General features: G+C 61.2%; 13 protein-coding genes. 3 read left to right on the top strand and 10 right to left on the bottom strand.

Translation table 11 applies throughout. The features are described 5' to 3' along the window. Together ACOGXH_RS09035 and ACOGXH_RS09040 are read right to left on the bottom strand one after the other, a co-directional pair. Positions 1-1,107: a zinc-binding dehydrogenase gene (locus tag ACOGXH_RS09035; protein ID WP_419928780.1), complete on the bottom strand. Its 1,107-nt coding sequence runs from the start codon at positions 1,105-1,107 to the stop codon at positions 1-3. Beyond that, a complete protein-coding gene (locus ACOGXH_RS09040) occupies positions 1,107-2,324 on the bottom strand; it encodes a CaiB/BaiF CoA transferase family protein (protein ID WP_419928781.1) in 1,218 nt (405 codons plus the stop codon). The genes ACOGXH_RS09035 and ACOGXH_RS09040 overlap by 1 nt, the downstream gene beginning before the upstream one ends. Before the next feature lie 57 nt (positions 2,325-2,381). On the opposite strand from ACOGXH_RS09040, the gene ACOGXH_RS09045 reads away from it, so the two are divergent. After that, entirely contained in the window at positions 2,382-3,698 is a 1,317-nt protein-coding gene (locus ACOGXH_RS09045; protein WP_419928782.1) for a DUF427 domain-containing protein, read from the top strand. A gap of 47 nt (positions 3,699-3,745) precedes the next feature. Here the strand turns inward: ACOGXH_RS09045 and ACOGXH_RS09050 are convergent, their stop codons facing one another. From ACOGXH_RS09050 to ACOGXH_RS09065, 4 genes are read right to left on the bottom strand one after another with little or no spacing between them, the layout of a single operon-like run. Beyond that, entirely contained in the window at positions 3,746-4,594 is an 849-nt protein-coding gene (locus ACOGXH_RS09050) for an LLM class F420-dependent oxidoreductase (protein WP_419928783.1), read from the bottom strand. Beyond that, positions 4,595-5,788: an aminomethyltransferase family protein gene (locus ACOGXH_RS09055; protein ID WP_419928784.1), complete on the bottom strand. Its 1,194-nt coding sequence runs from the start codon at positions 5,786-5,788 to the stop codon at positions 4,595-4,597. It abuts the gene before it with no gap. Positions 5,789-5,840: 52 nt separating this feature from the next. After that, on the bottom strand, positions 5,841-7,037 hold the full coding sequence (locus ACOGXH_RS09060; protein WP_419928785.1) for an McrC family protein: 1,197 nt from the start codon (positions 7,035-7,037) through the stop codon (positions 5,841-5,843). Further along, positions 7,034-10,273 carry a DUF4357 domain-containing protein gene (locus ACOGXH_RS09065; RefSeq protein ID WP_419928786.1) on the bottom strand — a complete coding sequence of 1,080 codons (3,240 nt, stop codon included), beginning with the start codon at positions 10,271-10,273 and terminating at the stop codon, positions 7,034-7,036. The genes ACOGXH_RS09060 and ACOGXH_RS09065 overlap by 4 nt, the downstream gene beginning before the upstream one ends. An 88-nt stretch (positions 10,274-10,361) precedes the next feature. On the opposite strand from ACOGXH_RS09065, the gene ACOGXH_RS09070 reads away from it, so the two are divergent. Both ACOGXH_RS09070 and ACOGXH_RS09075 read left to right on the top strand, forming a co-directional pair. Beyond that, positions 10,362-11,567, top strand: coding sequence for a DUF222 domain-containing protein (locus ACOGXH_RS09070; RefSeq protein ID WP_419928787.1), 1,206 nt, complete (start codon positions 10,362-10,364; stop codon positions 11,565-11,567). Between the two features lie 388 nt (positions 11,568-11,955). After that, a complete protein-coding gene (locus ACOGXH_RS09075; protein ID WP_419930350.1) occupies positions 11,956-12,540 on the top strand; it encodes an O-acetyl-ADP-ribose deacetylase in 585 nt (194 codons plus the stop codon). A gap of 11 nt (positions 12,541-12,551) precedes the next feature. On the opposite strand, the gene ACOGXH_RS09080 is transcribed toward ACOGXH_RS09075, so the two are convergent. The 4 genes from ACOGXH_RS09080 to ACOGXH_RS09095 all read right to left on the bottom strand — a co-directional run bounded on the left by ACOGXH_RS09080 (position 12,552) and on the right by ACOGXH_RS09095 (position 16,164). After that, positions 12,552-13,406 (bottom strand): crotonase/enoyl-CoA hydratase family protein, encoded by an 855-nt coding sequence (locus tag ACOGXH_RS09080; protein ID WP_419928788.1) that lies wholly within the window; start codon positions 13,404-13,406, stop codon positions 12,552-12,554. 115 nt (positions 13,407-13,521) lie between these two features. Further along, complete coding sequence (locus tag ACOGXH_RS09085) at positions 13,522-14,319, bottom strand: hypothetical protein (protein ID WP_419928789.1); 798 nt, start codon at positions 14,317-14,319, stop codon at positions 13,522-13,524. Next, positions 14,316-15,101 carry an aldose 1-epimerase gene (locus tag ACOGXH_RS09090; protein ID WP_419928790.1) on the bottom strand — a complete coding sequence of 262 codons (786 nt, stop codon included), beginning with the start codon at positions 15,099-15,101 and terminating at the stop codon, positions 14,316-14,318. Before ACOGXH_RS09090 ends, ACOGXH_RS09085 begins: the two co-directional genes overlap by 4 nt. Positions 15,102-15,126: 25 nt before the next feature. Beyond that, positions 15,127-16,164: an ester cyclase gene (locus ACOGXH_RS09095; RefSeq protein WP_419928791.1), complete on the bottom strand. Its 1,038-nt coding sequence runs from the start codon at positions 16,162-16,164 to the stop codon at positions 15,127-15,129. Positions 16,165-16,185 lie beyond the last annotated feature (21 nt).

A 16,185-nucleotide genomic window follows, 5' to 3' on the forward strand; every position in this document is an offset into this window, starting at 1 on the left:
TCAGAATACGACGACCCCGCGGGCGTTGTGGCCGTCTTCCATCTTCTCAACGGCGCCGTTGATTTCCTCTAGATCGAATCGGTGGGTGATTAGCTTCTCAATCTCCAGTTGGCCCTGGCGGTACATCTCAACCAGCATCGGAATGTCGGTTGTGGGCCGCGACGTGCCGTACACGCAGCCCATGAGGGTCTTCTCCGTCATGCAGAACTCGAGGCCGGGAAGTTCGGTGATCGCTCCGGCGGCTTGGACACCGATGGCCACCACCGTGCCGTCTTGGCGCAGACAGTCCCAAGCCAGGCGCACCAGCGCGGGGATGCCGACCACTTCGAAGGCATAGTCGGCACCTTCGCCGCCGGTGAGTTCGAAGATCTGCTCCACGGTGGCTTCAGCACTCTCGTTCTTGACCAGGTTGGTGGCACCGAAGCCCTGAGCCATAGACAACTTGTCGTCGTGAAGGTCGACGCCGATGATGGTGCTGGCCCCAGCGAGCGCGGCAGCCTGGATCACGTTGAGCCCCACGCCGCCGCAACCGATCACCACCACGGAGGAGCCCGGTTGAACTTTGGCCCGATTGAATACCGCCGAGGTTCCCGTCAACACACCACAACCGGTCATGGCGGCAATCTCCAGCGGCACGTCGTCGGGAATCGGAATGGCCCGCCGCTCGTTGCAGACAAGCTCCTCTGCAAGGGTGCCGATGGCCGAGAACTGATAGAGGCCGCGGCCGTACGAGTCAGCCATGCGGGGGGCGCCATCGGCGGCGTCGGTGCCGGGAAACGTCAACTCCAGATTCGCCGTACACAGGTTCGGCCGGCCCTTCAGACAGTTTCGGCACACGCCGCAGTGGATAAGAGCCGACAGCACAACGTGGTCACCAATCTGGCAGGTGGTTACCTCACTGCCGACTTCCTCAACCACGCCTGCGCCCTCATGGCCGAGGATCATGGGAAGCGGAAACGGCAAATCCCCGGTCTGCACCGCGACATCGGAGTGGCACAGCCCACTGGCCCCGACCCTGACCCGCACATCGTGGGGGCCGACGGGTCCAGAGGTGAACTCGACGACATCGATTGGCTCTTTGGCCTCGTAGACGACGGCAGCTTTCATCAGGCAACCACTCCTTTGACCTTCAAGTCGATGACTTCTTCCCAGTCCATGCCCAGGTTCTCGGTAAGGATCTCATCGCCGTGCTCGTTGAAGCCCGGTGCCCGTCCCGGCGCCGCGGGCTCGCCGTTGAACTGGACGGGCACGGCCACCAGTTTGAACGGAATCCCGTCCTGGGTCTCCGCATCCTGGACGTAGCCGTTGGCTTTGACTTGGGGATCGTCAATGATCTCCAGGGTGTCGAGCGCCGGGGTCCATTGGCCGGAGAAGTCGGTGAACAGCTCTCGAAGTTCCTCAAGGGTCCGGCTGGAGACCACTTCGTTAACAATCTCCCGCGCGGGCCCAGCATTCTCCGTAAGCGTCTCATAGGAGGTGAACCGCTCATCCTCGATCAGCTCCGGGCGTCCGATGACTCGACAGAACTCCTGCCAGTACGGGAGGGGCTGAAGGCAAGTGATGTTGACGGTGTACCCGTCGGCGGTGACGTAGTTGCCCAGCAACGGCTGCCGGGCCCCGCTCAAATCGATCGGCCGCCACGGTGTGTTGCTGACGTGAGACATGGCCACACCGGCTCCCATGGCCCACAGGCCGGTCCCGAGCAGGGAGACTTCCAGGGATAGGGCCTCGCCGGTGCGCTCTCGGTGGAACAACGCGGTGGCAATTCCTCCCGCGATGGTCATTGCCCCGATGGAGTCACCGAAGGCCGGGCCCGGCTGAGAGGGCATTCGCTCGTCATCGGTGTACCAGGTGGCCATCGCCGCCCCTGAGCGCACCCAGAACGAAGTCATGTCGTAGCCGCCTCGATTGCCTTCAGGCCCCTTGGGTCCCCACGCGGTGCCCGCGGCGTAGACGATGTTCTCGTTGTGGGGCCGGACCTCTTCTTCAGAGATGCGAAGCCGCTCACGCACGTTGGGTGGCTTGTTGGTGAGAAAGACATCGGAGATTGCGACCAGCCGGTGCAGTACCGCGATCCCTTCATCGGTCTGAAGATCGAGGCCGAGGCTGCGCTTGCCCCGGTTGGCGTGCTCCAGAATGGCGTGAACTTTGCCGGAGAGGTCGAGTGCTCCACTCGACCCCAGACCACGAGCGGCGTCGCCCCGCTGGGCGTGCTCGATTTTGATGACATCGGCACCCCAGTCCGCCAGCACCGCAGAGGCCGCCGGCACGAAGGTGTGATCGCAGACATCCAGGATGCGGATGCCCTCCATTGGTTGAACCATGGTCTGCCCTTCCCTACTACTTCCCTGCCGCGGTGACGCTAGCAATACGATCTCGACATGAGCGAGATTGAGTCTGCCTGGGGGCAGTACCCCGGCTATGCCATCGATCTGGTTCCGTGGTCGGGTCGGGGTCGGGCGACGTTCAACGGCGCCATCGTGGCCGAGAGCGACTCATGCTTGATCGTCAAAGAGTCAGATCACCAAGACCAGCTCTACTTCCCCATGGGCGATGTGGCCTGGGAGCACTTCACAGAGACTGAGCAACACACCGTCTGCCCGTTCAAAGGTGAGGCCGACTACTGGTCGCTTGCCGTTGGCGACCAATCCGAGGAGAACGTGGTTTGGGCCTACCGCCGGCCATTTCCCGAAGTTGCCGGCCTTGAGGACCACGTGGCCTTCTACACCGATCGGGTCCAAGTAGCGCTCGTTGAAGAAGTGGCTGAGGACAACGGCGACGTCGTGGTTTATCCCTTCCCTGTTTGGGGCACCGCCGCCGACCTGGCTCGATTGATAGACGTGGTACCCGACGGCGAAGGACGTTTCACCAGCCCGTCATTCCCCGACCCGCCCCAGGGCACCTTCGTGGACATTCCCGACCGGTTCCGACCCCGCCAGGTGATCGAAGGTGGCCAACTCTTGGGCCAGGCCATAGTGGCGGCATCCAAGACTGTGCCCGACCAGCGAGTTGTGTCGGCGTCGATGGTCTTCACCAGAGCGGCCCGGTTCGACTCTCCATTGGCCGTCGAAGTTGATGTCCTTCGCCAGGGCCGGACCTATTCCACCGTGGAAACCCGGATCATCCAGCACGACAAGCTGTGCTCGGTAGGCCTGGTTCTTCTCGACGGTGGCGCTGAGGACGTCTACCGGGTGACCGCAGAGATGCCGGAGGTACCCGATCCGCTTGAGTGTCCCCTGAGAGACTTCGGTGTGATCGGTCGCGATATCCGGGTGGTGGACGGGGCCTACAACTTCGACCCTGACGATGTGGGTCCCCCCGAGCTATTCGTGTGGATGCGATACCGCGACCGGCCGGAGGCTCCGGCAATGCAGGCCGCCCTGCTGGCCCAGGCCACCACCCACTACACCATCGGTGCGTCGATGCGGCCCTTCCAGGGCATCACCGAGGCGCTGGCCCACAAGACCCTGTCAACCGGCCCCATGACCGTCGACATCGCCTTTCACGATGACGCCGACGCGGCCGACTGGCACCTGTACGAGAATCCGGCCATCTACGCCGGACGCGGCCACGTGCAAGGCCAAGGACGCATCTTTGCCCAGGACGGCCGACTGGTGGCTTCTTACTCGCTTCACGCCATGGTGCGATCCTTCGACGCCGACCCCAAACAGATGGGCGGCTTCACCTCGGCCATGTGACAAATGGCCGGGTCTTCTTGGCTTTTGCCTGCTGATTATTCGACTACCTACTGGGTGACGAGATCCGGCTCGACAATCTCGACCAGCAGCTCCATCGACCGGATCCACGCGTCAGCGTCGGTTCTCCACGGCGCCGACACCACATGCTCTACGCCGGCCTCGGCGTAGCGGTCTCGCTCCTCGCGGATTTGAGCGGCCTCCATGCCCTGGGGATCCCAACCGGTGCGGTATGAGAAGGTGAAATCGGCCTCGGGGCGACTCTCGGCCAACTGCTCCCGAATGCCAGCCACGATTTCCCCCATCTCCTCGGGAGGCTTGCTTAGTCCCTGATAGCCGTCGCCCACCGCAGCGGCCCGGTCGTAGGCCGGCTGGCTGCTGCCGCCGATCCAAATGGGGATCGCATGGGCCGGTTGGGGCAGCACCTTGATGTCTTCAAACTGATAGTGGTTGCCGTGGTACGAGGCGGGAGACTCCGTCCACACCAAGCGCATGATCTCCAGCGCCTCGTCCATGCGGGCCCCTCGGGTATGAAAGTCCTGCCCGAGCGCCGAGTATTCAGCCGCCGACCATCCGACACCGGCGCCAACGGTCAGTCGACCCCCGCTCAGCTGGTCGAGGCTGGCCAGACTGTTGGCCAAGTGCAGTGGGTGGTACTGGGGAACCACCATGACGCTGGTGCCCAATCCGATCCGCCGGGTTGCCGACGCCGCCCAACTCAGAGTGAGCAGCGGATCGAACAGGTAAGACGCCGGATACCCCTGGTCGGCCGGATAGACGATGTGGTCGCTCACCCACACATCGGCCAGCCCGATATCTTCGGCTCGCTCTGCAATCCGATGGATGGCCTCTGGCGACGCCGCTCGACCGTACTGGGGTAGATGAATCCCAAGCCGCAACTACTGACCTCCTCCGCCCCACGCCACCCGGGGCAGCTGCTTCTCCTTGTCGATGAAGGGCAGCAGGTCCACGGTCGATTCGTGCCGGGCTCCCTCCTGATCTTGAAGAAGAACTGTCTTTCCTCGCCAGTCGTCGTCAGCCAGCGGCCGATCAAAGCGGACGTAGCCCACCCCTGCATCCAACGTTGGCGACCAGGTGCCGACGGTTATGTGCCCAACCGGGCCATTCTCGAAGTGGACTCTCATGAATGCTTCTGGCACTGCGGTTGGGCAGATCAGGCCGAACAGGAGTTGGGTGCGATCGGCGGATTCCAGTGCACTCCGGCCGATGAATTCCCCCTTGCCGAAGTTGACGAAATGGCCGAGGCCGGCGCTGAACGGGGTCAGATCCGGTTCGATATCGCTGCCGTTGTCCAAGATCCCCGCCTCGATGCGTCGGATTCCCATTGAGGTGGAGGTGCTGAACTCCATGCCGAACGGTTCGCCGCTGGCAATGAGGTGATCCCACAGGGCATCGTGATCCGTCGGTTCCGGACCGCTGTTGGTGTAGACCTCGATGCCCACTTCTCCGGTCCAACCGGTGCGAGACACCCACAAGGTTTGGTCACCCAGGTCGAAGAATCCGGCGCGGAAATATCGGAAGTCAGCTGACAAGCCTCCCCCCATGGCGGCATTCAGCACATCGAGCGACTTCGGGCCTTGAATCTGGAGCACCTGCGACCGCGGGTCGGTGACTTCGGCATCCAGGCCGATGGCATTGGCCCTGAGCCAGGTGGTGAACTCGCCATTGGCCTTCACGTACCAGAAGCGCTCCGGCCCCAGTCGCATTATCACGCCATCCATCACCATGGTTCCGTCTTCGTTGCAGGCCAGTGCGTAACGGCATCGGCCTATCCCGAGCGATTCCACACTGCACACGAGCACCTTCTCCAGCAGCCGTCCGGCGTCAGGTCCAACGATCTCCAGCGGCATCTCCGGCACGTCGTACAACAGGACGCCATTGCGCAGTTTCCAATAGCTGGGAAGCGGATCCTCGTCCGCAGAATGCTTCAGGGGATACAGGCGATCGCAATACAAGGCGAAAATCGTCTGATCGGTCACATACCGGTGGGCGAACGGCGACTCGTTCAGCCGATATGGGGACAGCTTGATCGAACCCAGCGAGTCGACGTAATAGCTCTTCTCCCCCGCCATACTGACCACAACCTACTGGGAGGTCTTTACCTCTCAGGCACCCGGCAGTCCTTCAAGCTGCGATCCGAGCCCGCCCATTGATCCACTCGGAAAGACTCGAGAGCTCCGCAGCCACCGCACTGGGTGGGCCAGTCAGGTCAATGGCCAAGGTGTGAAGCCGTTTTCCGGCATGGCGAACGGTCACCACACCTTCAGGTCGACCGCCATCAGCGAGGCAGTAGATCAAAAGGCCCTCGGGGAGATCGAGTGCCGTGGTATAGGCGAGCAACTGGTAGTAGTCCGAGGTTCGGGCTTGAGCGTCGCCCGTCAGCTTGTACTTGATGTCAGCGACAAGAACTTCTACGCCTTGCCTCCGGAACACAAGATCAGGACGGATCGGCACCTGACGTCGCTCGGCTAGATGAGTTCCGAACTGACTCAGCACTTCGAGGCGACCGCGAAGCTCTCGCCGAAGCCTCTGAGTGACAAAGTCCTCGAACAGCTTGTTCATATCGACCAAGAATGACGATGCGGCACGTTTGCCAAGCTGGTCGGCCAGTGTCAGGTTCGCGAGTAGTAGCTGGGCGAGGCGCAGCGCAGGCTGATAGTGAGTGTTCAAACGGGTGAATGCAATTCGGTCGAGTTCGCCAGGTTGAATATGGACGTCGGCCACATCCTCCAGTGAGACGACCTCCCGGAGCAATCTTTGGCGATCCTCTGGAGCGACACCGGGAACCCTCAGCGCCAATCGTGTCGCGGCCTTCAGATAGCGGTTCTCGGCGATGTCGGAGGAGTACTCGTCGAATCGGCACGCCACCGGCACCCGGATTCCTGCTTGGCGGAACTGCCCGGCCATATCGATACGCCCCCGCAGCGCCACCAGCCGCTCCTCGGTGTGGCGGTATGAACGCAGGAGCCCTCGGGCAAGGGTGGTCTCCAAGGTGCGTGCGTAGAAGGCAATCACCGAAGGCAGTAGGTTGGCGCTGGTCTCGTAGTCGAAGGCCTCCTGCCGCCAAGCATCGGGGTCCAAGCCCACTTCCAACAGCAGAAACAGGTTTTCAGGGCGGATCTTCGGGCGGATCAGCACCCGGAGATCATCAACCACCAGGGTGCCCACCATGTTCTGGGCGGTGATTGAGTAGTAACCGTGTTGAGCCTCCGGCTCTACGGTGATCGCTCCCCTTCCCACGGAGGCAAGTCGACGTGATTGGGATTCCGAGAGCCGATGCGATGTCCGCTCGTACTCGTAGAGCGTGATGGTGTCGCTCACTCCGCCTCTTCGTTTTGGTTTTCTTGCGATTCGTCGTCCTCGTCGGACGGCTCGGTGGTTACGGTCTCTACTTGGACCGCCTCCAGTTCGTCCTGACCCGAATAGCTGCGGTACCGCTGATAGACATTGCCAAACCTGAACCGCTCGATCTCTGCGGGGTCGCCGAAGAACTGGTCTTCAATGAACGGCTCGATGTTGTACTCCCAAATTCGCCGCACAGCATCGGCGTCTAAGCCCGCCTTCATGAAGTGGCTTGGCCCGACAAGTAAGTCGTCCCCACCCAATGCATCCTTGAGTTCGTCGTTGACTTGTGCCACAAACTCGCCCACCCATGCAGGTTCATCCTTCGCCTCCAGCCAGCGATCCAACAGGCCCGCTATTGGTTCGCGGTTCGGGAAGAACGGGATGAAGTGGAACCGGCGCCGCAAGGCGGCGTCCACAAGGGCGATGGAACGGTCGGCGGTGTTCATGGTGCCGATGAACCAGAGATTCCCCGGCAACGCGAATTCTTCCTCGGGCCGGTAGAGGGTTTGGATGCTCTCTTCCCGGTACTCCAGCAAGAAAAGCAACTCGCCCAGCACCTTGGGCAAGTTGGCCCGGTTGATCTCGTCGATGATCATCACATGCTGGAGATCAGAGGAATCCTCGGCCCGTCCGGCCATAAGCGCAAGCGGGCCCAGGGTGAGCTGATAGGTCATGTCGCCGTCTGCGGCTTCGGGCCGGTATCCCTCGAAGAAGTCCTCATAGGAGCTCGAGGGATGAAACTGCACCAACGCCCGCCGGCTCGGATCGGCGGTGAGTACCTCGGCCAGCTTGCGGGCCAAGTAGGTTTTCCCGGTCCCCGGCGGCCCGTAGAAGATCACCTGCCCCTTATCCTCCAGTAGGGCCACCGCATCGTCCAAGAACCCCCGCTCGATTAGCAGCTCCGCAGCCAGTTCCTCTATCGGGTCGGCTTCGTCCTCTGGGTCAGGCTCACCAATCTCTGGTGCTCCGGGCTCAAGCTCATCGGGCCTACGGCATACCCACCAGAGAAACTCCGACTGAGCCAATGTGTCTCCGGGCAGGAACGGTTCGGTTAGCTCGTTGAGTATGCGTGCGGACTCATATTGCTTCTCGGCCCGGGAACCGCTGGGTTCCTCGATCTTGAGACGATGGAGAATTGCCTGTTTTCCGTTATCGTCCCAATATTTGTAAGTGTTCCCGTAGCGTTCTGGGTGGGAGATCCACAGAAACTTCATGACCAGGGACTCTCCCAATCCCGTAAACCGCATTTCGTCTTCTTCAAGAACTCGGCGAATACGCTCTACGTCGGGATCGTTCCCCCAGCACAGGTAGCGAACAATCTCTAGGAATCTGCGAATTGCAGATTCGTCTGCATCTTTGAGTGCTGTATTCAAGGTACCCATCGCCCCCGCGCCACCAGCCTCCTTCGTAGTCCAAATGCGGCGGATTTCTGGCCAGTCGTCTATCGAGATCCTTTCAGGAGCCAACAGCTCGGCGAAGCGCTCGCGCTGCGCTACTGCGTCTTTGTGCCATTGGTTCGGGTAGTCGGTTTCAGCTAACCACTCTTCATAAAGGGGCCTGAGTGTTTCGTCGCCACCCACGGGTGGTTCTTTCTGCGTGCCCTTAGCGAGGGCCAACAGCTCATTGAACAACGGCTTCAGCTGCCTAGCCGTCTCAACAACCGTCGCCCCCAAGTCGACATCTGCGAACTGTTCCCGAGCGAACCATCGCCCGTAGACGAACTCGCCGCGCCGTCCGTAGAAGCCAACGTCGTCGCCTACCCTGGATTCCGACCCTCCTAGCACGAGGTAGCCGGGATCGTCGGCTGCCTCAAGAATCGGCGCAACTTCCTCCCACCATCCTTCGCGTACCAAACCCGGGCGGAGTGCCACCGCAGCGCCCCGGTCGTTCACCCACACTCTGAATCCCAATCCGGACACCTCTTTGGCACTCCAGTCCACCCACAAGTCAGCTCTGGGATAGGTGGGAGTCCAGTTAAGCGGGGGTTTGCCCACGGTCATTTTCCGGTCAAGTACCGTAGAGACTCGCTTTACAAGCTGGTCTCCCCAGAACTTTGCGACGCCAACCATCGCTCGAGCGTTGGTCTCCCTCTCCTGATGCGTCGCGCCGTCAGCATCGAGACCTAGCACGACCCGATCCGCCAACACCTCGTCAAGGAATACAGGCCCCTGGCTCTGCCACCATGCGGCGGTGGTCTCAAACTCCAGATGGTCGGAGGTAAGCTCACGAACCCTCTCGATGAACACCCGATACTTCTCAGGGGGATCGTCTGGGAGGTTCTCACCAGTAGAGAACTCAATGAAGCGGACAGCACTTGCCCACATCACAGGCCAGCGTTCCCAGTCGGCTAGTGCCCAAAAATACGATAAGAGGAACGGCACACTTCCAGGGGCTGGGTATGCCCCAACCTTGATGGACTTCACATAGTCCACCATTGACGTGAGCTTCTCGGCAGCTTCCTGATTGGAAGCTGGAACCGTGAGCGATTCGGCCAGCAGATGAGCGAATCGTTGGGGTTCGTCGGTTCGATCGTATAGCTGGTTCAGCAACAACTGTCCGGCGAAGCCATTGAAGTCCAGTGTCCCGGGTGCTACGGCCCACTTCCGAATGTCCTTGATAAACCGGTCAAGGTCACCGGTTCGTCGAAGATCAGTCAGCAGCCTGAGAGCTTCGTCCCCACTTGCCTTAAAGCCGTCCGTGGCGTCCTTGGCCGCTCGGTAGTGATCTTCATCCGCAACGAATCTCGCGACATGCGCCTCGTACCACAACTGTCGGAACTCAATCTCCGCTGGCGAGGTATACCCAGGGTCAGGGCCACCATCGCCGGAATTGCTCGACTCGATACGCAGGTACTCCCTTAACTTCTTGCCATCGTCGTCTTGCCACTTGTCAAGCCAGGTCCTGTGTTTACCTGTCAGCACTCCTCCTGCTGCACTTGGTGAATTGAATTCCCAGTCACGTGTCAACACCACACGGTCACCATCGACTAGAAGAGTGCCGTTGTCGAGCAGTTCCTCGCGGAGCTGCCGGCGATAGCTGTTGGCATACTTGTCGAACGACGCCACCGTCTTGGCAGGCCCAACTGCACCGGCATGAACCAGAAATTGTCCGTCGGGGAGCAATACGCCGGTGCCGCTACAGCCAGGAAGCTCAAGACGGAAGATCGGGCCGCCTCCCGACGAGTCTGGTTTGGTTTCTACATGATCAGCCACGCCGAGCACTTTACTTGTGAGATGTGACGGCTTGATCAACAAGGTTGCTCTAGATAGATGTTGTCACAGGGGTCGATAGAATATTGGCATGGAGTTTGGGGCTCTGACCAGGGTTAACACCGCCGCCGACATCGGTTCTTCGGTGTTGACGGCGGTGGATGTTCGGGGGTTGGATGGCGCCGGGCTGGACTCTCGGTTGCGGGATTTGGGGCGGGTGCAGAGCCGGGTTTCCGGATTGATTGCGGAAGTGGTGGCAGAGAAGAAGCGGCGGTCGCGGGTGGGCGACACAATTGATGGATTGCTGGAGGGGTTGCGAGTTTCGAAAGGACAGGCTCGCAAGACGATGGATGAAGCTGCACAGCTGGAGAAGCTAGGAGCCACCCGGGACGCCTTGGTGGATAGCCGGATCACTCCTGAGCACGCACGGATAATGGGAAGGGCGTCGGAGAATGGGCCAATGGACGAGCAGAAGATGCTGGAGGCAGCTGAAACTGAGACGCCGGATCAGTTTCGCAAGACGATGCGGGACCACCAGAACGAGTTGGCCGGTGACGATGGAGAGGCCCGCCACGAACGTCAGAAGCAAGCTCGAACGGCCAGCTTCGCCGAACAAGACGATGGCATGTGGCGGCTCTACGCCCTGTTCGATCCCACGGCGGCAGCTCGCATTCGCAAGGCTCTCAACGCCAAGACCGATGCCAACTGGCGCTTCGACAACAAGCGAGGCCGAGACCACATCTCAGACCGTCACCGCCGAGCTGACGCCTTGGAGCAGCTCATCACACGACTGAGCTCGGAGGGCGGCAATGAGCAGCCCCAAGGCACCACGTTGTTGTTGATGGCCGACTACGACCTCGTCGACAACAAGTTGGGCAACCCACGCCTGTCTGATGGCACTCCCCTACCGGCGTCGGAGTTCCACAAGCTGGCCTGTGACGCCGACATCTTCTGCGGCCTATTCCGAGAGGCCGACAGCGAGCCAATCTGGATGGGTACCACAACCCGCCACCCCAACTTCGCACTGCGAGCCGCACTAGAAGCCCGAGATGGCGGCTGCATCGGCTGCCGGGTGGAACCCGAATGGTGTGTCTCGCACCACATAATCGAATGGCAACACGGCGGACCCACCCAACCCGACAACTTGGTGATGCTGTGTCACTCCTGCCACGACAAGGTCCACTACAACAACTGGGCGGTGGAGAAGCACCCCGACACCGGTCGTCACTATCTCAGGCCCCCCTGGCAAAAACCGCCGCCGAGGGGCGAACCTAGGATTGGACAACAGAATGAATGACCGCATTGCTCAACGCAGCGATTGGGACAACGAGCCAATCAAAATGCCACAAGACATTCCCCCTCCTGCTCGGATCTGGACCGACGAAGAGATGGAGCGCATCCGGCGGGGCTACATCCCTCAGATCATGGATGAGAAGTGGTTCATCTTCGTGGAAGACGACCGACTCTATGCCCATCGCAGTTGGACCGGGTACGGGGTCTATGAGGCAACGTTTGCTCCAGTTGAGGGCGGTTACGTCATTGAGAGCGCCGCTATTACCGGCGACGACTCCATCTACAGACGCTCTTCTAACGAGGACGATTCCCAAATTCTTGAAATGATCATCGTCGGGCATCTCACAGGCGGATCCATTTCAGCCGAGGGATTGTCGCGACAAGATCCGGTCATGAACTGGGAACTCACCGTGCCGTCAATCCAGAAGCAAGCGTTTCTCCCAAGGATCATCAAGAAGGCAAGTCCACGTTTGGAACTGGTGCTGGGCGATATCACGGCTGAGAACGTGGATGCCATTGTGAATGCCGCCAATCACACACTGCTGGGGGGTGGCGGGGTGGATGGGGCCATTCATCGGGCGGCAGGGCCTGAGTTGGTCGAGTACTGCCGCACTTTGGGTGGGTGTGAGACCGGAGAGGCCAAGATCACGCCGGGTTTCAACCTCACGGCGCGTTGGGTGATCCACACCGTGGGGCCAGTGTGGCATGGGGGCGGTCACGGTGAGCCTGAACTGTTGGCCTCTTGCTATCGGGAATCACTAGCACGGGCCGACGAGGTGGAGGCCGAGACCGTTGCCTTTCCTGCTATCTCCACCGGGGTCTTCGGGTATCCGATTGAGGCTGCGGCCGCCATCGCTATCGAGACCGTCCGTTCTACCCCCACCAACGTGTCGGAAATTCGGTTCGTCGCCTTCAACCAAGAAACCGTCGACGCTTACCAGGGCATTCTTGATCGCAGCAGCGGCACTGATCTCTGAATCGGCCCCAATTACTTCTTGCGCTGGCTGTAATCGCCGAAGGGGCCGTCGCGCTGAGCTACCGCGGCGGGGACACCCTCGGTCATGGCCTTGTCGATGAACGCGAGGGCTTCGGGGGTGTTGCGCATGGCGCCATCGAGGAGCGAACCGATGATCTGCGAGTTCCTCAGCCCCATTGACTCGTACGCCTGATTTACGACCATTTTCATGGCCGCTAGCTGTGTTGCCGGGATGCTCGAAAGCTGCTCGGCCAACTCCGCCACGGTCTCATCGAGTTGATCGGCCGGGACAGCCTGGTTGATGAGCTCTACCTCGGCTGCTTCGGCCCCCGAAAGCGGCTTGCCGGTCAGGGCGTACTCCTTTGCTTTGGCCAGACCAAGCCGATACACCCACATCGCGGTCAGATAGCAGCCCCACATACGGGAATACGGGGTGCCGATCTGGGCATCCTCCGCCGCGATCACGAGGTCGGACGAAAGGGCCATGTCTGAGCCGCCTCCCACGCACCATCCATGAACCTGGGCAATGGTCGGCTTCGGGCTTGACCAAAGGCCCATGAAGTTGGGCACCGGCGCATCCCAGCGATTGGTGACGCCAATGGCATCGCGTCCTGGGTCCCAATCCCGGCCCTCGCTGCGCACTGCGGCCATATCGCCGTCGGCGCCGAAATCGAACCCCGCGCAAAACGCCCGACCAGCACCCCGCAGCACGATCACCTTGATCTCCGGATCACGATTGGCCTCCGCGACGAAGTGGTCGAGCTGGGTCCACATGGGACGGACAATGGCATTCAGATACTCAGGACGATTCAGGGTGATCGTCGCAACGGTCCCATCGGTGCTGTACAAGACGTAGTTGTCGCTCATGGGGCACCAATCTAACGGTGCCGCGGCGCGTGCCGATCAGACACAAGATGTCTTCAGCGGAATACGCGGACCCCAGCTCTCAGCGAACGGCATTCGGTTTCACTGCGGCCCGAGGTCAGGGCAGGTGGCGATCCCACTCGTAAGGGATGACCGTGTGGAGGGGCGTGGCCAGCAAGGGTTTAACTGAGCCGTCAGCCCATCGCTCCTTCAAGACCGGCTCTATTCGCTCAGCGACGTCGATTGGGTCTTCGTCGGTGAAGCACAGACTGACTTGCTTCACCCCCTCAGCAGCTGATGTAAGAGAGCCGAACCAGGGGCGAGTCTCGATCTTCTCTGAATCAGTGGTTGCCCACCACACCCCGGCAACGCCATCAATCTCGACAAGATGGTCGGGCCTGGCTGCTCCTAGCTCGATAAGCAGGTACAGCCCACGTGCGGGACGCCACGGGAGGACATCGGCACCAGCCACCGCGCTTGGTGCTGCCGCCTTGCCTTGCAACAGGTACAGATCACCTTCCACCGCGGGCAGTCGGTGCTGCATCCGGCCTGCTTTGAAGAGCTCTTCTCCCAGTCCATAGAACGCGTCCATAGGGGCTTGGTCGGCAAACAGATATGCCATGACGTGATCGGTGGCTTCGTATCGAGGGTCGGCCGCGGCTCGGGCTGATCGGCACTCCGGTGTGGACACGAACCGCAGAGATCCGCGGAGGCCGGGCAGCCGATACTGCTCGGCCCGATGGTCGAGGGCGTGCCACTCCAAATATTCTGCATCGCGTCCGTCGGGGTCGCGGGCCGATAGCGACACAAAGACCGCCGTCACATCGCCATCCCCTGCTGCCAGAACACCGGGCAGCTCATCCGACGGCGTCCCATAAAGCTCAGCAGCCAAACGGCGCTCGGGATCCACGTTCATCCTTCAAGATCCCAAGAGATCTTCATCCATACTTCCAACGTCTCCCCCGGTTCGAGAATCGCAGGGTCGCGGTTGAACGCATCGGGCGCGTGGCTTTGAGGCTCCACGCACACCAGGTCAGGGCGCTCGTCGTACACCACCCACGAATTCATACTGGATTCCAGCCAGATTGACCCAAAGCCCGGCCAGCGCACCACCGGAGGCTCGGCAACGTCGCCGAAGCAATCGTCCCATGGGCCCGGAGGAACCGGTATTCGCTCCCCCGTCGGGATCCCTGCATCGTCTCGCTGCCACATGTACCCGCCGTTGAACGAGAGCTCGGCCTGGCCGCCTCGTGACAATTGGCGGCGAAAGCACGGGTGCCAGCCGGCCATTACCGGCATCCGCCTAGTCGCCCGTACCGACATGGACAGGGCCAGAGCCTGGTCAGTTAGGTCAACTCGTTGCTCCACCCAACCCCCGAAGGGCCATAGACCTTCAAGGTTCAAATGCAGCGCCCCAGGACCTGCGGCCTCCCACTCCAATCGATACCCCACCCCGTGAATGGCATGCGGGGGCAGATCCAACTCCAGTTGGTACTGCTCGCCGTCGAACTCGAACCGGCCGTCTCGGACACGCCCCGCCCAGGGCACCATGGGATAGCACCCCCACGTCAACCAATCGTCACCATGGCGCGGGGCAAGCAACTCAACCCCGTCCAACTCCAGTGAAGCAACCCGACCGCCGCTCCCGGGATCGAGCCGCACCGCCGCCTTCGACGCCGCCAGTTCTATGTCTCCCATCGTCTACCCGGCATTGCCAGTGGCGCTATTCAGCCAGATGACTTGGCCGCGCCAACTCTCTCATCCGCCGAAAGACGTCCACCCCCAGTTGGTCCCATGCATGTAGCAGGTCGACCAGCACCCAGTTCTCCCGAATAGACCGCTGGCCGGTGGCCGGATCGGTTTCCAGCCGCCAAAAGTCGAGGCTGCGCATAGTTATCTCCCGACCCGAGGGAGCGATGCCGAGCCATCCATCACCGGTAACGGTCATCGCCATGCCTGGCCACGCGGTAACCCCGACATAGTCATTGTCCCCGAAGAAGTGGCTCACACTGCTGAAATCGACGCGGCGATCGGGCATGGCAGCCAGGAAGGGAATCTGGTGCCAGTTGCGGAAACCGTCTACTCCTCGTCCCGTCCCGATACCGGCGGGGCCGTACCAGCTGAACTTCGGGTGCCACCAGTGGTCGAGGCGCATCACCTGCTCGGGTTCTGTGGGGTGGCGGCCCATGTCGGTCAGCATGCCCGTCACCCAGTCGACGCTCGCCTGCGAGTCTGCCGCATCCCGGGGACCGCGGTGAACGCCGTCTTGAGTCGCCGGGCCGGGCGCAGGCCACACCCGCCCGAGGCTGGGGCCCATCGGCCACACGCCAGCCTGCATCATCAGCTCGGGTATGTCCCACAGTGCTTGCATCTCCACCACGCGCCCATCAACCACATGGAAGAACTCGTGGTACCGCATTGCCGCTTGATGTCCGCTTGCCGGAATGTCCAGGAACGGCCTCAACCACGTGCCCGTGTAGTGGCCGCAACAGCCAACCCAGTTGTCGTCTTGGTCGTCGTCGCCAGCCATCACGATGTAGTCACGGCGCTCGATGTCGGGCATGGCCGAGGCCAATGCGCTGAGCGCCTGATCCCACAGACCATCGGGGCCGTCGAGATCCTCGAATGGAAACGCCAAATGGACTCGAGCATCGGCCACGAAGGTCTTCGACAAAGCAGGCTGTACTCCCCCATCGACCCAGTGATACAAAGCAGCTCGCAGCGGGGTAAGTGCCGCTTTGTTCTCGTCATGAATGGTCATCCGGTGCTCCTACTCACGGGA

This window comes from Candidatus Poriferisocius sp. (assembly GCF_965208355.1).
GTDB lineage: Bacteria > Actinomycetota > Acidimicrobiia > Acidimicrobiales > Bin134 > Poriferisocius.